The following is a 25,755-nucleotide window of genomic DNA, read 5'->3' as shown; positions in this document are numbered from 1 at the left end:
AATCATAATATCATGAAAAAAATAATTCAAATCTCACTTATGCTTGTGACCGTTCTTTTTGTTGAAACGGGAATTGCTCAGCAAAATAATACGATTGCGGTTCAAACTAAAATTGAAAATGGTGTTATTGAAGGGGCCTATGACGTAACCACAAAACTACAGTGTTACTTCGGCATACCGTATGCATTGCCGCCGGTAGGTGAATTGCGTTGGAAAGCCCCGAAGCCCATGACAAACTGGTCCGGCGTGAAAGAAACCAAGAAGTTTGGACGACGTCCTGTTCAGGGCGAATTATGGTTTGATACCAGCACACGCTCGGAACTGGGCTTTAGTGAAGATTGCCTCTACCTGAACGTTTGGACACCTGCCAAAAAAGATGAAAAGGGACTTCCGGTGTATGTCTATTTCTATGGTGGAGGTTTCAATAGTGGTGATGGATCAGAACCCCGTTACGATGGGACAAAAATCGCACAGGAAGGCGTGGTGGTAGTTACCATCAATTACCGTTTGAATGTATTTGGTTTCTTTGCTCATCCAGAATTATCGGCTGAAGCGCCATATCATGCTTCAGGTAATTATGGACTTTTAGATCAAAACGCAGCCCTTAAATGGGTCAAAAATAATATTGCTGCTTTCGGAGGGGATCCAAACAGAGTAACTATTGGAGGGCAGTCGGCTGGTTCACTTTCGGTAAGTGTTCAGATGACATCACCGCTCTCAAAAGGATTGGTTCATGGAGCCATTGGGCAAAGTGGCGCAGCTATCATTCCTACTTTGGCACCAGTGCCACTAAAAGAAGGAGAAAAAACGGGATTGGAATTTGCCAAAATAGCAGGAGATCTTTCACTTAAAGAGCTGCGTGCACTTAGTACAAAAGACTTATGGGAAATCTACACAGAAAAAGCGAAAAGCATGCGATTTCCGCTTCTTGTTGATGGATATGTGTTGCCTGAAGATCTTGTAGGAATTTACAAGGCAAAGAAACAAGCTCAGATTCCGGTATTATTGGGTTGGAATTCTGCAGAAACACCCGGATTCTACTTTATGGGCGGAAAACCCTTTACACCTGAAAACTACAAAGCCAAATTGAAAGAAGCTTATCCGGAAATGTATGATGAAATGATCAAAGTTTATCCGGCACAAAACGATAAAGAAGCTGAGCAGTCAGCTACAGCAGTGGTTTCCGACCGCTTCATTGGTTTCTGTACCTGGAAATGGTTCGATCTTCAACGAAAATACAGCAACCAGCCTGTTTACAGATACCTGTTTAACCGAGTTCGGGAGGAAGATCAGGATTCGCGAATAGGTGCAGGACATTCCTCCGAATTGGAATATTTTTTTGGTAGCATGGATTTGGTTAAGAATATCAATTGGACTGATGATGATCGTAAGGTTTCCGAAACCATTCGCTCTTACCTGGTGAATTTTATTAAAACCGGGAATCCAAATGGCGAAGGTCTTGCCGAATGGAAAACATCGTCAACTGATGACTCTAACCCTCCGGTAATGATAATTGATGTGGACTCCAAGCTCATTGATACTCCCAACGATGATCGTTATCGCTTTTGGGATAAAGTGTTTTACAAGGGAAGATAAATCCAATACATTCATTATGAAATACATGCTATTACTCGTCTTTGTCATTGCAGCCAACGTTTCGTTTGGCCAAGTCATGTATCGCGACAGTATTTATTCCAAAGTCATAAAAACTACAAGTGAATATACCACTTACAATAATGAGAAGATTGGGTTCGATTATTATGTGGCTGAAGGTGCAAAAGGGAAGCGTCCTCTAATACTTTATATTCATGGAGGTGCATTTGCTGAAGGGATACGGGACTTCTTTACCATTGCAGATTTCGCCAATGATGCAGCTCATTTAGGCTACGCCGTTGCATCGATTTCATATCGTCTTAATTTGAAAGGTGTAGGCTTTGGCTGCGATGTGAGTAAAGAAATGAAAATAGGAGCCATTGATACTGCTTCGATTGATGCAAACCGGGCAATAAAACACATGCTTGATAATCCGCAAAAATACGCTGTAGATCCAGATAAAATCATCCTTATTGGGTCCAGCGCCGGGGCACTAACAGTGCTTAATATGGCCTATGCACACAAGGATAATGTTTTGCCAGCTGGTTTCAAATATGCAGGAGTCATATCAATGGCCGGGGCAGTAACAACACTCGATAATATAACCTTTGAAACAGCTATTCCCACCCAGCTATTTCATGGAACAGGAGATATACATGTTCCTTACTATACAGCTCCTAATGGCTATTGTAATTCAAGTAAGGAAAACTTTCTCATGCTGTATGGCCCGGCACCAATAGCAGAGCGATTAAAGGGACTTGGTAAAACGTACTATTTGTTTACTGCTCAGGGTGGCTCACATGCCTGGTGCGATATTCCTACCGTAAAATACTTCGGTGACATTGTAGATTTTATGTACAACGATTGCATAAAATCAGGGTCAATGCGGCAAACGGAGCGGATAATAAATAGTAATGAGTAAACAGTAACTGAGTCAGACAGTAGAAATATAAAATTCTAGTGGATGCTAGGTTAATACAATAGTTTAAATTAAAAATGAAATCTATGAATTTAATATCTAACCGGTCTTTTGTTCTTCCCAAAGGTATAATAGGTGTTGTAAAATTCATCATATTTATTTGCTACATACCAAGTGTCTGTGCCCAGTCGCTTGAACCTGTTGATTACGTGAATCCGCTTATTGGTACTGCTTCAATGGAAGATGTAGAATACCTTGGAAATAATCCGGCGCCGGGTGAAGAATTGTATTATGGCTGTTTAATTCCCGGAGCCATGGCTCCGGATGCATTGGTGAAACTAAGTCCGATAAGCGGCTGGCATGGTTGCTGCTTCCACGTACGGGGATCTGGTTATAAAAATACGGATTCGCTAATTATAGGATTTACTCATCGTAATCATGTGCATAACAGGTATGGAAATATTCTTTTTATTCCAACTGTAGGATCCATTTTTACATCTCCTAAAACCGAAACGAAGCAATGTAACAGCTATGGTTCATACAAAGATTTTCAGACTGAAAAAGCGACAGCGGGTTATTACACGGTTGATTTAGTTGACTACGGGATAAAGGTGGAGCTTACAGCAACGAAAAATTGTGGTTTCCATAGATACACATTTCCTCAGTCAAATCAGGCTAATATTCAAATAGATTTAGGGATTGCTGCTAAGATGGACAATTTCGAGCTATTAGAGAAAAATGGAAATTATGAAGCGAAAATTATTCCAAACCTGAATTCCCCTGTAAAAGATGCCAGGCTACAAATATTGGATAGTCACACACTTGCAGGATGGCAGTTATCTAATAATTCTGATACTATCTTTTTTTACGCAGAATTCAATAAAGCCTTTTTATCATCGGGTACCTGGAAAAATGATATAGTAGAGCCTTCTTCAAAATCAGAGTCCGGCTCCCAAATTGGTGCTTATGTCTCATTCAACACCTCTGAAAAGGAAGAAATCCTTGTAAAGGTCGGTGTTTCTTTGAATAGTGTTGATGATGCAAAAATTAATATGGAGAAAGAGTTGGCCGGATTGGATTTTGATACGGTCAGGAATGGGACTCAGCAAAAATGGAATAATATCTTGAATAATATCGAGGTTACCAGCAGTGATGAAAATGATCTGATTAACTTCTATACATCGCTTTATCGTGCTTACGATGGAGGTTTTTCATTAGGTTGGGCCCGCCCCATTGCTGTTGATATATTTCTTAGAGGTTCCAAATGGATTGAAGATTGGTTATGCCAGCATCCTATTTCCGGGAGAAGTGGATTTTGGGGACCAGGTGAGGCAGCCGGAGTAATGGGAATATATGCAAGGAGCTTTAAAAATTTTGATGTAGATGCTGCATACGCCTCCTTACGTGCAGGTGCGATGGAAAGATGGGTTGGGGCGGAGGACTACCGCAAATACGGATACTTACCAGGAATATACCCGACAGACAGTGAGTTTATTTCTGGCCGTGGACCTAATTGCGATATCGTTAACAGGACGCTTGGATATGCCTTTGATGATTTTGCTATCGGAACACTTGCCAAAATTCTTGGGAAGGAGGAGGATGCTGATTTTTTTATTAAAAGCTCCAAAAATTACAAGAATCTTTGGGATGACTCAACAAAGTTTTTTCGCCCTAAACGACAGGATGGTACATTTGTGGATCCTTTTGATCCGGCACAACCATTCGCTGAACAAAACTACCGTGAAGGAACAGCCTGGATTTATCGTTGGATGGTAATGCATAACGTTCCCGAACTTATCAATATGATGGGAGGTAACGACGCTTTTATCAGTGAGCTTGACAAATTCTTTTCAACTCCATACAATCCGAACCTAGCCTTGCGGGATATAACAGGAATGATTGGTCAATACTGCCATGGAAACGAGAATGACCGCTATGTCCCATACTATTATAATTATGCCGGAGCACCCTGGAAGACACAGGAAATTGTAAATAAGGTCATGACCCTTTTGCACAGACCTTCTCCGGATGGCCTTTGTGGAATGGATGACCCTGGATTTTTAACGGGATGGTATGCTTCAAGCGCTCTTGGATTCTATCATGTGAATCCCGCTACGGGATACTATGATATAGGCAGCCCGATTTTTCCAAAAGTAAAGATTCATCTGGATGGTCCGAGTGAAGGATTTTTTGTAATCGAGGCACACAACGTTTCGGACAAAAATATATATATCCAATCAGCAACACTCAATGGGAAAAACTTGAATGTTCCAAGATTTCATCATTCTGATATTAAACCCGGTGGTAACCTGATTTTTGAAATGGGCCCTTTACCGAATAAAGAATGGGGAACAGGGAAATAATGACTATGAATACTAATTAATCACATAACTAATTTATGACGATGAATAAACTTAAGATTTTAATTGCTCTCTTTCTGTATGCATCTTCTGGTGCATTGTTTGCGCAAAACGGTTCAAAAGCTACGATTGATGTTGATATGCAGGAAACAATTGGTGAAATCTCCCCTCTTGTTTACGGACAGTTTATTGAGCATCTCGGACGAGCTATTGATGGTGGTATTTACGAAGAAGATTCTCCGCTTAGTGATGAGAGAGGATTTCGAAAGGATGTTTTGGATAAGATGAAGCGACTTAATGCGCCGCTCTTGAGATATCCGGGAGGTACCTTTACCAAGATTTATCATTGGGAAGATGGGATTGGCCCCAAAAGCGACAGACCTGCTAAGAAGAATTTAATTTGGGGTGGAATAGAAGATAACCATTTTGGAACAGCAGAATTTATTGAATATTGCCGAGAGATCAATGCCGAACCATTCCTTGTGGTCAACATTGCAACCGGAACTCCGAAAGAAGCAGCAAACTGGGTTGAATATTGTAATGGAACCGGTGATACCTACTATGCCAACCTTAGAAGAAGTCATGGTTATGAACAACCTTTCAATGTGAAGTTCTGGGGAATTGGAAATGAAGAATCAGCTGATCCTGATTGCGGACGTCATCAGGATCCTGAGTTTTATGTGAAAGATACCTGGCAGTTTGTTAAGTTGATGAAACTTACTGCCCCTGATATTAAATTGGTAATGGTTGGGGACTACGATATGCACTGGGACAAAACAGTTCTGGATGGTATGAGTTCCGTTTGTGACTACCTGGCTGTGCATCATTATGCGAATTCACGAGATTACATTAGCCTTTTCGAAAATATTGAAGGATTCGAAAAAAGGGTTGTCATGATTGATTCGTTGATTCGGTCTTATCCTGATAAAGTGGAAAATTTCAATGGATGGTATCGATTCCCATCGAGGCAAGAGCCCATAAAAATAGCACTCGACGAATGGGGCATTTGGGAAGGTGGAGGCACCGGAACTTATGACCTTGAAGTAACCTATGAGTGGCGACATGCTCTCGGAACCGGGGTTTTTCTAAACATCATTCAAAGAAACTCTGATAAGATTGGTCTTGCTACCTGGGCGCAAACTACAAATGTATTGGCTCCAATCATGACGGATAAAGAAGGTTCTGTTTGTCAAACCGTCTTTTATCCGTTGGAATATTTTAGAAAGTATTGTGGTAATATTTCCCTGAAAACAAAAGTCGAGTCACCTGTTGTTGAAAATCAGATTAAATCGTTGGATGTCGCAACAAGTTTTGACGATGCTGAAGGCGTAATGACTTTTACAATAGTGAATAAAAACAAGGAGAAAAGCATTGAAACCAGCATTAATCTGAAGAATGCGAAAATTCAGAAAGGCTTAAAATTAATTACCATGTCTTCTGATTCGGTAGATGCCAAAAATGAATTAAGCAAAAAATCTGAAGATGTAGTAAAAATAAAGGAAGCAGAAAAAATATCTGATAAAAATAAGCTGGTAATTCCACCTGCTTCAATTGTAATTTATCAATGTAAAGTCAATTAATTCAATATTTAATAATTTTTAAAGGAGGTTATTCTGTCAAAATAGCCTCCTTTTTTAGTATAAGAAAGTTTCATAGATTCATGCTCTACCTGGAAACAGTTCCCTGAAAATTAGAATAATTATAAAGCGGATTACGTTTAGGTTCATACAATTCCTGGTTGTAAATTGGATTATCTTCCTGCGTATAAATCCAAACCTCATGTGGATCCCAAACAACAATTTCATCCCTTACATCACCAGTAATATCCATAACGGCAAAACACATATCCGGATGACCATCATCTGGAAATTCCAAAACTTTTCGTCCATAGCCATCCCAGGCTCCACCTTCTTTGGAATTCGCATTTAAAACAAAAAACTCTTCTGACTTTCCTGTCCAATTTAATGGTGAACAAACACTTCCGTATTGATTTGGCTCAAAAGTCTTATAAATATCTCCATTTTTATCAAAAAGGTGAATGACTCCCTGACTTCCCCAAAAGTTAATTGAAAGACTTTCAAGGCCAGGTAAATCATCCCTAAAATTGGCAATTATCGGATTTTGAACATGCCCTATATATTCTTGCTTCAGAATATTACCTTCCAGGTCTGCATAAAAAATTCCCTCATCACTTGCAGTACAAAGTATTTTGGCATTTTCGCCTTCATCAAATGGCGTAATCGCAACCGCATCAGCATGATCGTACAAAGTTTTATCCAGACTCCAAAGTACTTGTCCATCATCATCGATTAACGAATATCCTGCTAAAAGCTCATCTTTTCCATCGGCATCCGTGTCATAGGCGTATGGATAATGACCAGTCCGGCATTCTGTATCCCAACGTAATTTCAAATCCTTGTCATAAGCCCATAAATGAGTATATCGATCTTTCAAAATCAAATCCGAGGCATAGCCATCTCCAGCCAAATCAAGGAAGTAAATACAATCACCTAAAATTCGCTTAAACTTGTTATGTCCTGATTCCAGTGCTTTTCCTCCGGGAGTATGCGGATTGGAAATCTTTTTGATAGTTTTGCCGGTCCTACCATCAGCAATTATCAATTCCTGATTCATGCAATAAACAACTTCAGAAACTCCATTTTGATCAATATCGTGAATTTGAAATGCGACATCAGTTGTCACCATTGTTTTCCATGGATCAGGTTCACCTATCTGCCAAAGTATTTGGCCATCAAAAGTCATCGCTGTTAAACAACTTAACTCACTATTTCGATCCTTTGGGCCATGATGAACGACTTGTCCAAACAACATATCCACTCTCCCATCACCATCCAAGTCACCAAAACGAACGCTTCGGCCAACACCAAAGTTGCCTAATAGCATTTTGCGATGAACAGCCATTTTAGGATTCTGTGCAATCAGAGAATCCTGCTCCAGTTTCAAACTTTTCTCAAGTGTCACAGCGTTTTGATATGCTTTTTCGTCGCAAACGACACGTATGTAATGAAAACTGGTTTGACTATCGGATAATAGTCCAATTTTACCATTCTCAAATTCATTATCAGTTGCCGACATAATTTCAACATCTCGGGACTTCACAGTCATTTTATTCCCCTGAACATCAATGGTCAAATCAACTTGATCATTAGAATTAAAAATGAAAAAAGATTCCGCGAGTATGATTTCATTCGACTCTCTGAAACCAATGCCATTATTAACTTTCAACAAAACCAACTTCCCATTGTCAACACCCAGAAAATAGTATTGTTGATCATTTTGGTATCGAAAAACAATCCCATTTCTGCTATTTAAATTTTTTGAAGAAAAACTGACCTCAATCGTGTAATCACTCCAAAATTCAGACCCTGTAATTACCATTGGATGCCAATATGAATTTGCATTTTGACCAGTCTGAACCAATGAACTATCTCCTACTTCATGCCTAATCTCCCAGGATACAGGCAAATTATACCGATAAGTCGAAACAGCCCAATCTGAAAATGAACGAGCTTCAGGTAAATAGTGAAATTCGGCAAAGGCACCAACATCATTTGCTATCGGACCTTGAGAAATTTGTGAAAAATTTTCATCAACTAAAACTTTTACCTGACTTTCTGTTTTGCAGGAAATATAAATAATGGTAAATAAAAATAGGGGTAACAGATATAAATAACACTTTTGACTAAAGGTTTCCATTGGTTAGCTGTTATGTGATGGTTTTAAAGGTACAATTCTTGAAACCGAAAAAAAAGAAACTTTCCCAATTTTACAGGTGTTCTTTAACAATAAATCAGTTCATCCTTATTCCTAAAATGATCTAATACCAACATCAATTGAAATAAACATATGTCACTATTTCTATTCAAACAATTGAAAATCTATGCTAATTTCCAGCAGAATAATCTTAAATAATTCAATGGTCAGCATGATTCATGCAAAGGAAAGTAGATCTAATTAGTCCTAAAAAAAGAGCGATTGTTTCCAACCGCTCTTTCTACAATAATATATTGTTGAAATACTATTTCTGAACTTTAATAGCAAAAGCAGCATACATTAAATATAAAGCGCCTGCTAAAATAATAAGAACAGCTCCAACTTGAGAGCCAATAGCGTCAGAAGCGATACCCATAAAGAATGGAATTATCGCACCACCAAACACACCTGTAATCATCAATCCTGATATCTCGTTGGCTTTCTCCGGACGTTTTTGAATTGCCATTCCAAAGATGATCGGAAAAACATTTGCAATTGTAAAACCGATCACACCAAACAGGGCAAAGATCAAGAATTTCTCACCAGCAAAGATCAAAGCAACTAATGCAAAAACGGCAATAATTATATTCCACCGATAAAACTTTGATGATGATAATTTTGCCAATAAGAAGGCTCCTAAGAATGTACCCAAGGTACGCAGTGCAAAGTAAACACTTGGTCCATAACCAGCATCAATTGAGGTCATTCCGACACGTTCCATCAGAATTTTACTTGAAGTCGTATTAATACCAACATCAACACCAACGACAAATAAGATACCCAGGAACAGAAGAAAAATAGTTTTATCCTTCAAGAGTGCAAATACACTTCCGAAAGATGTTGCATTACCAACAATGGGTTCTTCTTCAATGGATGTAGCCAGCAACCAAACTGTTGAAATTAATGTAACTATCGCAAAGATTGGGAAAATATACTGCCAATTCCCAAACTGGGTGGCAGCAAAAGCAGCAATAAATGGTGCACTGAATGCCGTGATTGCCTTAACAAACTGCCCGGCAGTTAAACTACTGGTTAATAACTTCTCTCCCTTAACAACATTCGTCAGAAGCGGATTAAGTGATACTTGCAAAATCGTATTCGCAATTCCTAACAGGGCAAATGCGACCAAAGACATGATAAATGTGTATTCAATCAATGGAATAAACATCGCCACTATGGTGATTACATTACTCAAAATGACCGTTTTCTTTCTTCCTATCCGATTCATCAACATTCCTGTTGGAATAGAAAAGAGTAGGAACATAGAAAACAACACCACCGGAATTAGGTTGGATAAAGTGTCTCGAAACTCAGGGCTGTAAGCTCCCAATAAATCTTCTTTGACGTGTGCCGAGGTTATCCCAACAACATCACAAAATCCCATCACAAAGAATCCAAAAAGTACAGGAAGAACTTTTGATACAGATGTTTTATTTTCCATTCTTACTAGTTTAGGTTAGTATATTGATCACATATCTTTCAATAATGAATTTACTTTTACCCAATAAGATGACTCAATCAAACGTGCGCTACCAATAATCGACGCAGTTTCTTTCAACTCCGAAATTTCAACATTAACATTCAAGCCTTCTTTCTCCAAGGCGCTTTTCATTGATGGCCAGAACAAATCATAAGCTCTGCTAATATTTCCGCCAATTACCAAAGTCTCTACATCAAATTTATGAAACCATTCTTTCAATAAATCTACCAACTTAATACCGAAATCGATGAAAACTTCTTTTGCTGCGTCTTCTGTTTCAGCAGCCATTGCAACATCCTTTGCACCAGTGACAGAATTACCAGTTTTTTCATTGTAACGATTTACCACTCCACGGGTTGAGAAATAATCATCTGCAATTCCTGTTTCAAAAGGTAAATGCCACACACATCCTTGATCAGGCACTGTATCTCCTGATGCTACAGGAAGACTTTCCTTAATGAATGCTGAGCCAAAACCAGTACCCAATGTGATGGACAAAGATGCCTTTGAACCACTCGCTTTACCAATCCATTCTTCGCCAATAGCAAATGCCGTTGCATCATTTATAAACCGAACTGGAAAATCTGCAGGAAGATCAAGAAATTGACGCAATTTTTCCGGTACATTCAATCCATATATATTTTCATACTTGTTATTCTCTCCAGTGAAAAGAGGAATACCTTTTTCGTAATCAAAAGGTCCGGGCATCGCAAATCCAATTCCTACAACATTGTCTTTACCAATCTTCTCAATTGTTTCGCTGATTGGTTTCCCCCAAGATGCAATGACAACATCAGCCTCAGCATGGTTATCCAAATCAGTTTCTGAAAATGTATTTTCCAGGTATTTTTTTTCATTTAAATCAAACGCGGCACAGCTCACATGACTTCCGCCTACATCCACTCCAATAGCAAATTTAGTAGCCATTTATAATTCTTTTTAGGTTTTTTAATTAAAAAATTAAGTCGGTCCCAAAATGGTCCGACTCAATTTCACAATCTAGTCGTATTTTTAATACGACTAAGATAATCTATTTACTCAACTCCCCACGACTTATTTGCTTTCGATCCCATTTCAAACACCAATTTTCCACCATTCAGAATGGATTCATGTGAAATCCATGGTTGTGCAAGCGTTTCACCATTCAGAGTTGCTGATTGAATGTATTTATTTTCATCGGATGCGTTAGTTGCTTCTATCTCAAACGTTTTACCATTTTCTAAAGTAATTGACACATGCTCAAACATAGGACTTCCAATGGTATAATTCGGACTTCCCGGTGTTACCGGGTAAAATCCCATGGATGAGAATACAACGAATGAAGACATTCCGCCACCATCCTCATCTCCTGGAACGCCCATTAAATCGTTGCGGAACCATTCGTGCAATAATTTACGAAGACGTTTCTGAGTTTTCCATGGTTGACCGGCATAATTATACAAATATGGAATATGCAAAGACGGTTCATTAGCCATTGAAAACTGACCAACATTTCCGGTATGATCCGGCAATTGAGCATAAAATGCATACTTTCCACGCCCCAAAGGTTCAGTGAACATCGCATCCAGATTTTTCACAAACTCCTCATCTCCTCCCATCAAATTAATTAAATCGGGAATATTGTGCTGAACATCCCAACGGTAAACCCAGGCATTGTTTTCTCCATAATACTGACGGGCTCCCATGCCTCCTGAAAACTTATAGCTGAATGGTTCTATAAATTTTCCATTTTTATCTTTTGGATGAAAGAACTTTGTGTCCGCATTAAATATATTTCGGTAGTTGAATGAAGCCTTTTCAAAATATTCGGCATCATCCTTTTTTCCCAGCTCTTCAGCAATTTGAGACAAACACCATTCATCATACGAAGTTCCCAAAGTAACTGCCACCGGCTGACGACGTTCGAAAGAATGCACTTCAGGAATCGTTTCCTTTTCGTCTTCGTACAGCGCAGGAATGTAACCGTGATCTTTATAAAACTGATCCATTTTACCCGCAGGCATTCCCGACCACGGAGCTAAGGTTTTTTCAGTTATCGCACCTTTACAGGCCTCATAAGCTTTTTCCAAATCAAAGTTTCTCAGCCCTTTGCGATAAGCATCAATCACGGAAGCAACACCATGATTGGAGTTCATACGGCGGCTATCACCGGTTATCTCAGGGAAAGTTGGCCACCAGAAATTATCCATTTGCTCGGACATTTGTACAAATGAATTCAGAATATCCTCTTCCTTTTTAGAATCGATCAACACTCGTAATGGATGGTGTGCGCGGTATGAATCCCAAATCCAATCATCGGTATAAAACGGACGTCCATTATCTTCATGAACTGCTCCATCAAAAGCACTGTAATAACGGCCACCTTCTGAAATACAAACCGGGCGTTCGAAACAACGATACAACGAAGTATAAAAAACAGTTTGTTCATCATCACTTCCGCCATTCACCTTGATTTTACCAAGTGCCTCATTCCAAATTTCCCTTCCGGTTTCAACAAGCTCAGCAACCGATTTACCTGCAACTTCACGTTCCATATTAGCTTTGGCCTGATTTTCATCAATAAAGGAAATTCCATACTGGACTTTCAAACTGCCGGTTCCTTGCGGATATTTTAATACCAAACAAGCATTTTGCCCTTCAGCACTGGTTGACTCAGACAAAGTTCCAGCATCCAATTTAGAAACTTGCTGAGGTAATTCTTCGGGAACCAGGTACATGTAAACCCTGGTATTATTTTCAATTAGCTGATAACCGCTAATTGCTTTCCCGTCCCAGGTAAGTCCACCTCTTCTTGAATTCAAAATTAAATAAGCAGGTGCATTTTTTTCAAATTGTATTTCATATGCAGCAGCCTGATGCGAAAGTCCAAAATCAACCTGAATCTGCTGGTCATCCAGATATACGGAATAAGAATACGGCGTCAGTTTTTCCTGATCGTAGGCAAACTGAACAACTGGCTTCAACTGGCTTTCATCACCTTGGAAAGGACTCAGATTAAATGCCGAACTTCCGCGGTGACTGGTAACGATAAGTGGCAATCCGTTCAACTCTATTTCGGTATAATCGCGGCGCTCCGGATAAACGCGCAACAAGCTATTGGGTAAATGAATTGTTGGAAAAGTTGGAACCAATAAATGGCTGATGTTCCCCATGTATGGATTCACATAATCGACCGGTTCTTTTGTTGCTGTGCAGTTTTCAGTCTGTGTTGTTACGCAAGATGTAAACAAAACAACAGCAAGTGCGAATAATGTACTTCTTAGATTTAGTTGCATTTTATTTTTCGTTTAATGATTGATCCAAAATTATTATTTCATTCTTACTTGTCAATGTATTGTATTGATTTTTGCTATCAGATACATGTAATGGATTCCCGTTTTCTGATAGTATTTTCACATTAGTTACTTGTCCATCTTTCCAATCGATGTCTACCACAAATCCTCCCCTGGCTTTCAAACCTTTTACCGATCCATTTTCTAATGCAGAAGGCAGAGAAGGTAACAATTGCAAATTATAACTTCCATCTTCGTTTTGCGATTGGCTTTGCAGTAACATTTCAGCAATCGCTGCTGTTGCACCAAAGTTTCCATCAATCTGAAAAGGTGGGTGATTATCGAACAGGTTCGGCAATGTTTTCGATGCCAGTAGAACTGAAAGCAGTTTATAAGCATGATCGCCATCCTGCAAACGGTTCCACATGTTTATTTTCCAGGCCAGTCCCCAACCCGTTCCGTCATCGCCACGGGCAATTAATGTTTTGCGGGCAGCCTCTGCCAACTCCGGAGTTCCCAAAGTGGTGATCTGGTTTCCGGGATGTAATCCAAACAAATGTGAAGTATGACGATGATGCGGTTCAACTTCCTTGTAATCCTCTGCCCATTCCATAATTCGTCCTGTTTTTTCGCTGATGCGAATGGGTGCAAGGTTGGCCAGTGTCTCTTCGCATTGCCTTTTAAATTCCGGATCAATTCCTAAAATATCACAAGCTTTAATACAATGTGTAAGTAAGTCATGAATGATCTCCAAATCCATTGTTGCACCATAGGTAAAAACGGTAGTGCTCCCATCGGGTAAAAAGAATGCATTCTCAGGTGAATAAGAAGGATTGGTTACCAACTTTCCGGGACAAGCCGTTCCTTCGGGCGCTTCTATCAGAAAATCGAAAAAAAACTCAGCAGCACCTTTCATTAGTGGATAAGCACGATCTTTCAAAAATGCTTTATCTCCTGTGAAAGCATAATGTTCCCACGGATGTTGAGCCAACCAGGCAGCACCAACCGGCCAGATTCCCTGCGGACCATCAGCAGGAGTTGTGTATCCCCAAGGATCTGTCAGGTGATGCACCACCCAACCATCCGCGCCATAAAGTACTTTAGTTGTTTTCGATCCCGGGTCCACCAGTGCATCCATTAAATCGAACATCGGTAAGTGCAACTCGGAAAGGTTGGTGATTTCAGCCGGCCAATAATTCATCTGAAAATTGATATTGGTGTGATAATCAGCGTTCCATGGCGGGTTCATTTTCCAGGCCCAAATTCCCTGCAAATTCGCAGGCATAGTTCCCGGACGCGAGCTACTAATCAGTAAATATCTTCCGTATTGGAAAAAAGTCTCCACCAAACCGTTGTCTGGCGTGCCATTTTCTTTGGCCAATTCTAACCGTTTATCGGTTGGAAGAGCCAACGTTGATGCAGGTGTTTCTCCAAAATGAAGCTCGACCCTGTTAAACAAACGCTGGTGCTCTGCAATGTGATCAGCTTTTAGTTTTTTATAGCTTTTTGATTCAGCTTTAGCAATTGTTTCGGCACAAACAGCAGCCGGGTCAATAGACGAATCTGCACCATTTGCCATTTTATCCAAGCCCGGATAATTGGTAGCGCCACTTACAAACAAAGTAACTTCTTTGGCATCCGAAACTTTCAGAATATCATCTGCAACTTCTACTTTTCCGCCTTTTGCCACAGCCTTTACCTGGGCGGCAAAACTTAATCCGCGCTGCTTTCCGCTTTCGTCTTTGCGATCGATCTGACCTTTAAGTAACAATGAATTCGCATCGCCTGAAACAGCTTTACAAACCGCATCTTTTTGTCTTTTCAACGTGAGATTGAAACTAATCTTACCTTTTCCTGAAGCACTGAAATGAACAACCATCACTTGGTCGATTGGAGAAATAAAAACTTCTCGGGTATATTCTGACCCCTCACCAGAAAAACTGGTTGTTGTTATTGCTGTTGACAAATCCAAACTCCTGGCATAATCCGAAGCATTCAAAATTGGCGTATCAAACCAAAGTTCGCCCAATGATTGAAACGGTTTCACACCGCGTGGACGCCCCATCATATGTTGCTCGGCCAATTTGACTGCTTCGTTATTTTTACCTTCAAACAACAATCGTTGAACTTCGGGTAAATTTTCAAGCGAAGTTGGATCATTTGGATCGAGTGGGAAACCATCCCAAAGCGAACTTTCATTCAACTGAATACGCTCATCAGCCACTCCACCAAACACCATTGCACCCAGCTTGCCGTTTCCCAGAGGAAGTGCTTCTTCCCAAACTTTTGCAGGTTGTTGGTACCATAAAAGATATTGGCCGTCAAGTTTCGACGCACCGTTTGCAATTTCTGCACGATCAGTCCAGTTGGCAGAGATTTTGCCTTTCCGCTGACTGGCAGGCAACTCTGCATTCTGAGCACTTACGGCCCAGCTTATGAGCAAAAATGTAATGATGATTAGATTATTCTTCATTCTTATTTTTGATTTGGTTTCTCAATCGGTAAAGGTTGTTTGTCTTTCAGCATCTGTCCTGCTTTTCCGGTCAACCATAAATAGTGGTCAGTTGGAGTGTCTGCATCCATAGGAATGAAAACACTTTCACCAACAGGAACGCGATGGGCTGTTTTGAAAATGGCCGTCCCCTCATCAATTTCATCGAACATGGCTACATAAATCATTTCGGCACCTTCGTTGGCTGCTCCGCTCAACTGTTTCCAAAAGAACTTCCCTGAATTTCGTGGTATTGTGCTACTTGGAGCACCCGGTCTCATATTGTTCCAGCTAAAACCAGGAAAAACAACGGGCATATATTTTAATCCGTTTTCGTCGCACCATTTTTGATCTTCGCCGACCAAGGATTTGAATTTATCGTATCCATTTTCGTTAAAACGCCCTACAAACCAGGGATGCACCACATCAGCCATTTTAATCAGGGCATGTAACTTTTCGTCTTTTAGACAATCACGACCAAATTCTCTCCAGTATGTTGGCACTCCCAATAACACGGAACAATTACCTCCTTCGTCCGATTTCATAAAATTCACAAGCTTTTCAATGGCATCGAGATTATAACGACGGTTATCATTGAACCCAACACCCCAGATTGCGACCAATGGACGATCGTTACAGAACAGATAATTGCCATATTTCGAGCGTTTGTCGAACCCAAATTTTTTCAGCAAATTTTTCCAATCTTTGATAACAATATCCACTTCACCAGAAGTAATGCCTGACAAATCATACATTACAGCAATGGTTCGGTCGTATTCGAGTGCAGCTTTACTTGCTGATTCCAACACTCCTGTAAAATGATTCATTCCCGATTCATTGCGGATTTCAGAAACAAAACGCTGCATAAAAACACCATCAATTTTGTAATCTTTCATCCATTTAAAATGAAGGCGCACACTGCTTTCATCAGCCGACGAAAATACTGTTGCAGGTGTTCCGTCTTCAAATTTGAAAGCCGTTTCATATTGCTTTTCATATTCTCTCATATCCGGCCAAAAATCAATTGTACAGTAGCCGGGTTCAAACTTTCCACGACGCTCGTAATGGTGCCAACCGCGCCCTTCTCCGTCACTCGGTGTATTAAACCACCCCTGATAACCTGCCATCACCAACCCCGGAGAGATTGTATGCTTTTCAAATTGTCCCTTTTCTTTCTTTTCATCTGTCTCTCTGCCTGTTACTCCTGAATACACCTGCTGAGTAAAGAGCAAAATAATTACAGAGACCACTAAATATGGAATTACTTCTTTTCTCATAATTTCTAATTGTTTTATTTCTTTCTTACAATTAAGAACGTATTTAATTCCCGTTTAAAATTTCGAATATTTTAGTTCCTTTTTGGTTGAGATAAACTCAATGGTTTTTCTTTTCGCAACATTTTAGCAGCTTCACCTGTCAACCACAAATAATGATCTGAAGGCTTTCCATCTAAGCCAACAAACTCTAGATGATCACTTACCGGTGGGTTATCGGATACTTTAAAGATTGCTGTCCCCTCATTCACTTCGTCAAACATAGCTACATAGATCATTTCGGCCCCCGAACGAATAGCCGTTGACATTTGCTGCCAGTAAAAGCGTCCTCCCTGTCTTGGAATAGACCCCGAAGGTTTTATATCATCTGGAAATTCATGAATACTCAAATTATGCCAACTAAAACCTGGGCAAACACACGGTACATAATCGATTTTGTTCTCTTTACACCAAGTTATATCATCCAAAACAAGATCCCGAAATCGGTCCATATCGTTGTGTAAAAGTGGAGTAAAACGTTGCACCATCCAGGGTAAAACAATATCCACTTGCTTAATCAGCTCATGTAAATATGGATCATGAATACAATCAGCATTCAAATCGCGCCAAAAAGTAGGAACACCCATCATGATGCTACAACCACCATATTCAGGATCATTTTTTAGAAAATCGAAAAAACGCTCCAATCCAATATTGCGAATATCGTATGGACGATCTGGAAAACCTACTCCCCATATTGCCACTAAAGGTTTTCCATTGTGATGCAAATACGTTTTTGCCCCCTTTTGATCAGTAACTTTTAAGGAATCTACCAGGTACTTCCAGTCTTCTATTAATGAAGAACAATCTTCACCAGCCCCTTTTAAACCTGAGAGATCGTACATAATTGCAATGGCACGCTCATATTTGGAAGCGGCTTCAAAAGCATGGGTTAGCACATCTGTTGAATGTCCGCGTCTAGCACGTGGTTTAGCAGCATTGAAGAAACGTTGCATAAAAACTCCATCCAGTCCATATTCTTGCATCCAGCGAAAATGAGTGTCCACTGTACTTTGATCAGCTGAATTAAAAAACCGGGCAGTGCTTCCATCTTTGTGCTTCAATCCTGTTGGATACGTTTTTTTGTATTCACTTACGTCCGGCCACATATCAATGCGAACCTTATTCTCATCAGGATACATTACCTGATCTTTTGGCAAGCGGAACCATCCCTGATACCCTGCCATTACTAATCCTTTATAAGATTGATATTTTGTACTTTCTGTATGTTTCGATCCTGCAAAAAGAGAAGCAGTCAACAAAAAAAAGGTAATAAACAAAAGTGAAATCTTCTTTCTCATAGTTATCTAATTAAGTTGGTTGTCATTAGAATATTCAAATTATAGTAGTTTGTTACTTTTTGTCGCTGCTAATATGAAATCTATAATTGGCGAGGGATTTGGGAAGCTATGCGGATGATGCTTAAAACCTGGCTTATGTATCACCTTTATTTTTCCACCAGCGTCCAAAATTTTTTGCTCAAAGGGCAATGTATTTTCATCTGGCAAAGCTGCCTCATCTTCATCGGCACATAAAATCAAGATCGGATATTTACCCTTTACAATCTCCTGAATTTTGTCGATTGGACTGTTTTTAAATGCCTGCAACTGTTCGTTTGAAGTGACGTTATAATCATTTTTGAAAGCTTTAAATTCTGCGGGACTTGGATCACGTCGCCCTAATCCACACGGCCAACTTTTCATATCCAGCAATGGATTGTCAACATAAACGGCATTCACTGATTTTGGATTCCGTGCGGCCCAATTCAGGGCATAAACACCTCCCCTGCTCATTCCCTCCAAGGTAGCTTTGTTAGCCAACCCTCCCTTATTCAACAGGCTGTAAAAATCATTACAGATTTGGATACACTCCTCATTTCCAAAGAGCTCTGCCAGATCAATGTAAACCAAATGGAAACCTCTTTCCAACAATGCAATGTCTGTTTGTGGTTCATGCCCCCAAAATCGCATTCGCCACATCCATGGATGTCCCGGCGCTGACCATTTAGGTTTAACTACTTTTGCATTTTTTCCTCTGAAGCTGAAATCGATGCATTCATATCCCATGAAATTTTCAACTTCGCTTTCTGGAAGCTTTGAAAAAAGGTCAAATTTCTGATCACGTTTCTGAGAAATAAGTTCAAACAGGCGATTGGCCATAATTGCCGATCCCTCCTTATTCGGGTGAATTTTATCGGGCATCAGTTCTTCATGGTTAATCAATAAAGGATGCATATCCATCACTTCAACTCCTTTTTCATATGCTGCCTGCCTTAATCCGGGACTAATCGTCTTCAAAATTACCGGATCCCAAATACCGCTTGTATCCTTAACGAAAGAAACAACAGGCAACAACACAATCACCCGCGGATGCGAAGGCAATTGCTGAAAGGTCGCAATCATTTCCTGACAATCGGCATCAATTTCGTTTAAATACGGCCGGTTGATCAATTTGGCATCATTACCTCCAAAATCGATAAAAATGATATCGGGATTGCTGTCTAAAGCCTGCTGATATTGTTTGGTATTCCAATAAGGCAAATTGCCTTTTTTAATCATAGTGGTTCCACCCACACCCCAGTTGTCCACGGTGAAATCATCGCCTAACAACGTTTGTAACTGCCCAGGGAATGAAAAGTGCTTCTTATCCTCGATGAACGCTCCTTCTGTAATACTGGCACCAACACATGCAACACGAGTAATTGATTTTACCGACATTGTCGCAAAACACAATATCACCAGAGTATATAATTTCAGCAAGGATTTCATTTTATAGCTTATTTTTGATTAGTTAATTCTCTATGGAACTGGTCATCTCCATTTCCAGAACGCCCCCATTTACAATCTCATCATGCAGAATCCAAAATCGATTTAACGGTTTTCCATTCAACTTGATAGATTTGATGTAAACATTCTCTGGTGAATTATTATGGGCAATGACAGAAAAAGTTTTGCCAGAATAATAATCCGGATCGAGCTGAATATCAACGCTATTAAAAACTGGACTGGTAATTTCGTACTTGTTATCACCCGGACAAACTGGATGAATTCCTATTGCTGCCAACACATAGAATGCCGACATCTGTCCAACATCTTCATTTCCGCATAATCCGAAAGCATCGGTTCCATATGCTTTATCACAAATTTTACGAGTCCACTCTTGGGTTTCATGCGGCAAACCAACTTCGTTGAATAAAAATGGAATATGATGAACCGGCTCATTTGCATGGTTGTAGTAATCATTCCAAAGAAAATCATCAGGAGTATTGGAAAAGAAATTCAGCAACTCACTTTTAAAATTTTCTTTTCCTCCCAGAAGCTTCATCAAACCATCCATATCATGAGGAACAAACCATCCTTGTTGATAAGGATTGCTCTCAACACAACCTTGTCCATGAACCGTTTTCCCTTGCCAGGGAATCCAATTGCCATCTGCATCTTTTGCCCGGAACCAGTTCACATCCTTGTCCCAGATGTTTTTATAGTCTGTACTTCTATTGTAATACTCTTCAGCCAGATCATCTTTATTTAATGATTCAGCAAAACGTCCTACACACCAGTCAGTATAAGCATATTCCAAAGTATGTGAAAGGCTGTTAGGTGTATATCCCAAAGGTTGGTTTCCAAACTTGTCCACGCTGTTTTTAGCAAATTGAAAAGCCTTTTCTATATCATAATTTCGTATTCCTTTTTCGTAGGCATCCACCACTACAGAAACCGCCGGATTTCCGATCATACAACCAGAAAAGGCATTCAGTAATTCCCAACGCGGATAATAATTATTTCCGCTCAATTCAGCCAGTTGAATCAATGAATTTACTTCATCATTTACCAATGACGGATTGATAATTGTTTGCAATGGAAACTGGGAACGGAAAACATCCCAACCGCTAAAAATAGTACGGTAAGTAAAATCATCAGTAACATGCACCTGATTGTCGGCCCCAATATATTGCCCATTTACATCTGAGCTTGCGCGAGGATCAATCATTGTATGATAAAGAGAAGTATAAAATTTGATTTTATCCGCTTCCGTTCCACCAGTCACCTTAACCCGATCAATTGCATCGCGCCAAAGTCCACGCGCATCGGCCAACACCTGCTCAAAATTCCAGTCAGCAATATCGTGTTCCAGGTTTTCTTTAGCACCTTCGATACTAACAAATGAAATCCCACTCTTCAGTAAAATCTGTTCTCCGTCCTTGGTATTATAGTTGGCATAAAAACCAAGATGTTTTCCTTGCATTTCATTTTCCTGAGGAAGTAATTTCGCTTTTGAAATCACCTCTTGATATTCTGGACTTTGAACTTCCTCATTTTTACGCACCCAGTCTTCAGGAATCTCGGCACTCCATACTCCAAAATCTTCCAGTGGCTTGCTAAACTGACAATAGAAATAAACCGTGTAGTCTGCCTTTCCATCGCCATTTCCCCAACCACCACCTTCAGGTGGGCATTTCATCCACCCCTGAATTGTATAGTCGTCAACAACCTGAATAAACTGTTCGGTTGAGGTACCTCCCCGTCTCCGAGCTAAATCAATTTGAATATGAGACTGTTCATTCTCAGGGAAAGTAAACCTCATGATCCCCGCTCTTGGGGCTGTCGTTAATTCTGCACGAATATCATAATCTGTTAAATTAACTGCATAATATCCTGCTGATATTTCCTCCCCATCATGCGTAAAACGGGATCGACACCCCTGTTCGGGATGCTCATCGTCTCCTTTATTGGTATAAATTTCCCCCGTTGTGGGCATGACCAAAAAATTCCCCAAATCACCATACCAACCAACACCACTCATCGAAGTGAAACAAAAACCTTCAATGGTTGTGTGATTGTATGCATAGCCACTTTCATCACCACGAGTACGGGTTACGGGGCTAGGTTGAACCAAACCAAAAGGAGTAGTAGGTCCGGGAAACGTTTTCCCAAAACCATGAACATCATCCGACTGATCTGTATATTTTACAGCTCCAATCACCGGACGAATAAAATCAACATTATTGATCTCAGGTTGCTTTGCGCAACCAGTCATAGTTAACACTACTATTACAAATAATGAAATATGTTTCATGAGATTTAATCGTATGATAGTCAAGGTTAATTTACTATTTCAAATAAACCGTTTTCCCTATTTTAGCAGATTGCCTTGCAGCATCAAGAATCTCGACCACACGAACATTATTTTCCAAGGAATATAGGCCATAAGGCTCCACTTCAATTTTTCCGTTCAGTACATCTGCGAAATAGGCAAATGGGTCTTCATAAACAGCCACATCATCCGCTGTAACAGTTTCCTTCTTTTCTTCTCTCATTTCAGCTCCCCGAATTCTCATCACATGGTTATTATCTGCTTTTATGTAGCCGGTAGCTCCATAAATCTCCATGTCTTTTCGATTGAAAGGCCAATTCCAAGATGCTTGAATAATACATTGTGATTCCGGATAGGAAACGATAATGGTAGCGTCGTCATCAACCTTTGGATAAACATCCGGTTTATACTGCCGGGTTACAGCAGTAACAGAAATTGGTTTCTCTCCATTGGTCAATTTCGTCATTAAATTGGCTCCATAACATCCAAAATCAACAATGGCTCCTCCACCATTTAAAACCGGATCTGTCAACCAACCCAAAAAGTATTTGTCGCAACCAATTTCTTTTGGTCCTTTATGACCATCATGAATGACAACCTTTCGAAGTTTTCCTACAAAATTATCCTCATGCACCAATTTCATTGACTGAGCCGTTGTTGGATACCAGGAAGTTTCATAATCAGTTAAAAGTTGAATGTTATTCTTTTTGGCCAATTCTTGCATTCTGGATGCATGTTTCATACTTACAGCCAACGGTTTCTCAACCATAACATCAATACCGCGTGGAGCGCAAGCTTCAACTACCGACAAATGATCATAGATTGAGCCAAAAGCAACAACTGCATCTGGTTTTACCTCATCCAGCATCTTCTCTAAATCAGCATAAAATATTTCTGGATCCAGTTTATATCGACTGATAATCCTTTCTGTTAACTCCTGGTCAGGATCTGAAAGACCGACCAGCTTGAAATCACTTTTATCGGGTCTTCCCAAAATGAAACCAAGATGACCATGTGACATCCCGGCAACTGCCAACCGGATAGGTTCTTTTGCATTAGCAACTGTAGAAAAAATTGGAAGCAAAAGACAAACAACAACACTAATAATGATACTTTTTCTCATAACTTTTTTAAGACTAAGATACTTCTTTCAAGCCCAAAAACTTACTGAATAGCAGTTCTCTTTGACATCTTTTCAAAATTGGCATTTGGAGTTGCTCCCATTACAAACTTCAATGTTCCTCCATTTTGAATATCTTGATGGGTAATGAAATTCTTAGCATAAGTCTCACCATTCAACTCAACAGACTGGATGTAAATATTTTCATCGCTATTACCTTCCACCTCAACAACAAAATTTTTCCCCTCGGGTAATTTAATTTCAGCATGATCAAACAAGGGGCTTCCAAATACATATTCGCAAGATGCCGGAAATACAGGATAAAATCCGAGTGATGAGAAAACATACCATGCAGACATTTGACCACAGTCTTCATTCCCAATCACTCCATCCGGATCATCGTGGTAAAATTCGTCCATAATGTAGCGTACCTTTTCTGCCGTTTTCCATTGCTGGCCAGTGTAGCTGTATAAATATGTTATGTGGTGACTAGGCTCATTACCGTGAGCATACTGCCCAATTAGTCCTGTCAGGTCAACCAAAACCTCGGATTCATCTTCTGGTTTAAGTACGAAGAAACTATCCAGCCTCGCATTGAAGGTATCCTCTCCTCCCAACAACTCGACCAAACCGGGAACGTCTTGTGGAACCAACCACAAATACTGCCACGCATTTCCTTCAGCATAATCAGTTGCTTGGTTGTGTTTTGAAATTAACGGATCAAAAGGCCGACTCCAACTTCCATCTTTATTAATCCCGTGGAAAAATCCTACTGCTTTTTCATAAAACAACTTGTAATTTTGAGCCCGCTTTGTAAAATATTCATAATCCGCATTATGCCCCAACGCTTTTGCCATCAACGCAATACTCCCATCAGACATGGACAATTCCAAAGCCTGAGCGACTGCCCGATGAACACTTTTATCATCCGAAGGAATTGGCTTAAAATCACGTAAATAATTCAATCCTCTCAAATCAGAATTGGCTGTTTTCACAAGCGCTTCATAAGCCTTTTCCACATCGAAATCCCGATATCCTTTTAAATATGCTTCTGCAATTACCTGCATACTGCTAATTCCAACCATAGTGCCGGTTTCATACCCATTTAAATGCCAAATGGGCAAATGACCTTGTTGGTCATAAATTGCAAGCATCGAGCTGATAAAATCATTTACCCGCTCTGGTTGCGTGAGTGTATATAGAGGATGAGCAGCACGATAGGTATCCCACAAAGAGAAAATAGTATAATTAGAGAAGTCTGAATTTGTGTATATTTTATTATCTGTCCCCTGGTAATCGCCATTATTGTCATTAAACAAAGAAGGATGCATATAGGAATGGTACGCCGAAGTGTAAAAAATTCGCTTATCAGACTCATTACTGGTTTCAACAGTTATTTTACTTAACTCATTATTCCACTTTTCCCTTGCGGATTGAACAACCTTATCAAAATCCCAATCAGGTATTTCAAAATCAATATTGTTAAGCGCATTTACTGTACTTACAGGTGAAATACCAACTTTCCATTCAACTTTTTCAGGCGTCTCAACAAAACTGACAACCCCCTTCAATGCAACACCCTCAGCACTAATCCCATCCAATAATTCATCATTTTCAAACAATCGAAAACTTTCAATTGGTACAGAACTTCTGATTGCAAAATTAACTTGCTGCTCCTTTGCCCAACCGGAAGAAAAACGAGTTCCTACCAAAGTATACTCATTTATTTGTCTCAACGTAGTTTTAGTTGAACGGTCGTTAATTCCTTCTTTCAAATCGATGATGATGTTTGCTTCTTCGTTTTTAGGGAAATAATAGCGATGAAATCCTACACGCTCGGATGCCGTGAGTTCAACCTTTACTCCATTATCCATTTTAACAGAATAATACCCAGGCTTTGCCTCTTCATTTTCGTGGCTAAACGTTGACAAATAGCCTCCATGAGGATATTCCTGCTTCCCCTTATCGGTTCTAATTTCCCCGGTATAAGGCATAATTAACACGTCTGCCAAATCTCCAATACCGGTTCCACTTAAATGAAGTTGTGAAAAACCAATAATTAAGCTGTCAGAGTAATGATATCCGGAACACCAATCCCATCCTTTATAAATATTGTTTGGCCCAACCTGAACAGCTCCAAACGGCACATTTGCACCAACAAAAACATGTCCATGTCCGCCAGATCCAATCAATGGATCCACATAATCGACCGGTTGTTTTGTTTCCTGAGAAGTTTGCTTTGGGGAACAGCTGCTCAACGATATTGCAAATGAAAATGCAATAACCACTGCGTATAAACAATTTTTACAAATCTTTTGGTAGTCCATTTCTTCGGTTTT

15 protein-coding genes are annotated in these 25,755 nt (G+C 39.9%); 4 read left to right on the top strand and 11 right to left on the bottom strand.

The window, feature by feature from the left end:
- Positions 1 to 12 precede the first annotated feature (12 nt).
- The 4 genes from ACUNWD_RS00405 to ACUNWD_RS00390 all read left to right on the top strand — a co-directional run bounded on the left by ACUNWD_RS00405 (position 13) and on the right by ACUNWD_RS00390 (position 6,452).
- A complete protein-coding gene (locus tag ACUNWD_RS00405; protein WP_445585778.1) occupies positions 13 to 1,596 on the top strand; it encodes a carboxylesterase/lipase family protein in 1,584 nt (527 codons plus the stop codon).
- A 16-nt stretch (positions 1,597 to 1,612) separates the two neighbouring features.
- On the top strand, positions 1,613 to 2,515 hold the full coding sequence (locus tag ACUNWD_RS00400) for an alpha/beta hydrolase (protein ID WP_445585777.1): 903 nt from the start codon (positions 1,613 to 1,615) through the stop codon (positions 2,513 to 2,515).
- 83 nt (positions 2,516 to 2,598) lie between these two features.
- Positions 2,599 to 4,875, top strand: coding sequence for a GH92 family glycosyl hydrolase (locus ACUNWD_RS00395; protein ID WP_445585776.1), 2,277 nt, complete (start codon positions 2,599 to 2,601; stop codon positions 4,873 to 4,875).
- 41 nt (positions 4,876 to 4,916) lie between these two features.
- Positions 4,917 to 6,452 carry an alpha-N-arabinofuranosidase gene (locus ACUNWD_RS00390; protein ID WP_445585775.1) on the top strand — a complete coding sequence of 512 codons (1,536 nt, stop codon included), beginning with the start codon at positions 4,917 to 4,919 and terminating at the stop codon, positions 6,450 to 6,452.
- 85 nt (positions 6,453 to 6,537) lie between these two features.
- Here ACUNWD_RS00390 and ACUNWD_RS00385 read toward each other — a convergent pair whose 3' ends face one another.
- From ACUNWD_RS00385 to ACUNWD_RS00335, 11 genes are all read right to left on the bottom strand, one after another.
- Positions 6,538 to 8,589, bottom strand: a complete 2,052-nt coding sequence (locus tag ACUNWD_RS00385; RefSeq protein ID WP_445585774.1) for a rhamnogalacturonan lyase family protein — start codon at positions 8,587 to 8,589, stop codon at positions 6,538 to 6,540.
- A 322-nt stretch (positions 8,590 to 8,911) separates the two neighbouring features.
- Entirely contained in the window at positions 8,912 to 10,087 is a 1,176-nt protein-coding gene (locus ACUNWD_RS00380; protein WP_445585773.1) for an MFS transporter, read from the bottom strand.
- 27 nt (positions 10,088 to 10,114) lie between these two features.
- Positions 10,115 to 11,053: an ROK family protein gene (locus ACUNWD_RS00375; RefSeq protein WP_445585772.1), complete on the bottom strand. Its 939-nt coding sequence runs from the start codon at positions 11,051 to 11,053 to the stop codon at positions 10,115 to 10,117.
- Between the two features lie 107 nt (positions 11,054 to 11,160).
- A complete protein-coding gene (locus ACUNWD_RS00370; protein ID WP_445585771.1) occupies positions 11,161 to 13,401 on the bottom strand; it encodes a GH92 family glycosyl hydrolase in 2,241 nt (746 codons plus the stop codon).
- Between the two features lies 1 nt (position 13,402).
- Positions 13,403 to 15,871 (bottom strand): glycoside hydrolase family 95 protein, encoded by a 2,469-nt coding sequence (locus tag ACUNWD_RS00365; protein ID WP_445585770.1) that lies wholly within the window; start codon positions 15,869 to 15,871, stop codon positions 13,403 to 13,405.
- A gap of 2 nt (positions 15,872 to 15,873) precedes the next feature.
- Positions 15,874 to 17,166, bottom strand: a complete 1,293-nt coding sequence (locus ACUNWD_RS00360) for a glycoside hydrolase family 71/99-like protein (protein ID WP_445585769.1) — start codon at positions 17,164 to 17,166, stop codon at positions 15,874 to 15,876.
- Between the two features lie 71 nt (positions 17,167 to 17,237).
- Entirely contained in the window at positions 17,238 to 18,503 is a 1,266-nt protein-coding gene (locus ACUNWD_RS00355; RefSeq protein WP_445585768.1) for a glycoside hydrolase family 71/99-like protein, read from the bottom strand.
- Between the two features lie 39 nt (positions 18,504 to 18,542).
- Positions 18,543 to 19,970: a GDSL-type esterase/lipase family protein gene (locus ACUNWD_RS00350; RefSeq protein WP_445585767.1), complete on the bottom strand. Its 1,428-nt coding sequence runs from the start codon at positions 19,968 to 19,970 to the stop codon at positions 18,543 to 18,545.
- 22 nt (positions 19,971 to 19,992) lie between these two features.
- A complete protein-coding gene (locus tag ACUNWD_RS00345; protein WP_445585766.1) occupies positions 19,993 to 22,278 on the bottom strand; it encodes a GH92 family glycosyl hydrolase in 2,286 nt (761 codons plus the stop codon).
- Positions 22,279 to 22,312: 34 nt separating this feature from the next.
- On the bottom strand, positions 22,313 to 23,419 hold the full coding sequence (locus ACUNWD_RS00340) for a Gfo/Idh/MocA family protein (RefSeq protein ID WP_445585765.1): 1,107 nt from the start codon (positions 23,417 to 23,419) through the stop codon (positions 22,313 to 22,315).
- A gap of 41 nt (positions 23,420 to 23,460) precedes the next feature.
- A complete protein-coding gene (locus tag ACUNWD_RS00335) occupies positions 23,461 to 25,743 on the bottom strand; it encodes a GH92 family glycosyl hydrolase (protein WP_445585764.1) in 2,283 nt (760 codons plus the stop codon).
- Between the last annotated feature and the right edge of the window lie 12 nt (positions 25,744 to 25,755).

Source organism: Sunxiuqinia sp. A32, from assembly GCF_052690465.1.
The sequence above is the reverse complement of the archived record's forward strand: the minus strand, read 5'-3'. Positions and strand labels throughout refer to the sequence as shown.

Coding starts and splice junctions, on each gene's coding strand:
- ACUNWD_RS00405 (WP_445585778.1), top strand. CDS start 13: ATGAAAAAAATAATTCAAATCTCACTTATGCTTGTGACCGTTCTTTTT.
- ACUNWD_RS00400 (WP_445585777.1), top strand. CDS start 1,613: ATGAAATACATGCTATTACTCGTCTTTGTCATTGCAGCCAACGTTTCG.
- ACUNWD_RS00395 (WP_445585776.1), top strand. CDS start 2,599: ATGAATTTAATATCTAACCGGTCTTTTGTTCTTCCCAAAGGTATAATA.
- ACUNWD_RS00390 (WP_445585775.1), top strand. CDS start 4,917: ATGAATAAACTTAAGATTTTAATTGCTCTCTTTCTGTATGCATCTTCT.
- ACUNWD_RS00385 (WP_445585774.1), bottom strand. CDS start 8,589: ATGGAAACCTTTAGTCAAAAGTGTTATTTATATCTGTTACCCCTATTT.
- ACUNWD_RS00380 (WP_445585773.1), bottom strand. CDS start 10,087: ATGGAAAATAAAACATCTGTATCAAAAGTTCTTCCTGTACTTTTTGGA.
- ACUNWD_RS00375 (WP_445585772.1), bottom strand. CDS start 11,053: ATGGCTACTAAATTTGCTATTGGAGTGGATGTAGGCGGAAGTCATGTG.
- ACUNWD_RS00370 (WP_445585771.1), bottom strand. CDS start 13,401: ATGCAACTAAATCTAAGAAGTACATTATTCGCACTTGCTGTTGTTTTG.
- ACUNWD_RS00365 (WP_445585770.1), bottom strand. CDS start 15,871: ATGAAGAATAATCTAATCATCATTACATTTTTGCTCATAAGCTGGGCC.
- ACUNWD_RS00360 (WP_445585769.1), bottom strand. CDS start 17,166: ATGAGAAAAGAAGTAATTCCATATTTAGTGGTCTCTGTAATTATTTTG.
- ACUNWD_RS00355 (WP_445585768.1), bottom strand. CDS start 18,503: ATGAGAAAGAAGATTTCACTTTTGTTTATTACCTTTTTTTTGTTGACT.
- ACUNWD_RS00350 (WP_445585767.1), bottom strand. CDS start 19,970: ATGAAATCCTTGCTGAAATTATATACTCTGGTGATATTGTGTTTTGCG.
- ACUNWD_RS00345 (WP_445585766.1), bottom strand. CDS start 22,278: ATGAAACATATTTCATTATTTGTAATAGTAGTGTTAACTATGACTGGT.
- ACUNWD_RS00340 (WP_445585765.1), bottom strand. CDS start 23,419: ATGAGAAAAAGTATCATTATTAGTGTTGTTGTTTGTCTTTTGCTTCCA.
- ACUNWD_RS00335 (WP_445585764.1), bottom strand. CDS start 25,743: ATGGACTACCAAAAGATTTGTAAAAATTGTTTATACGCAGTGGTTATT.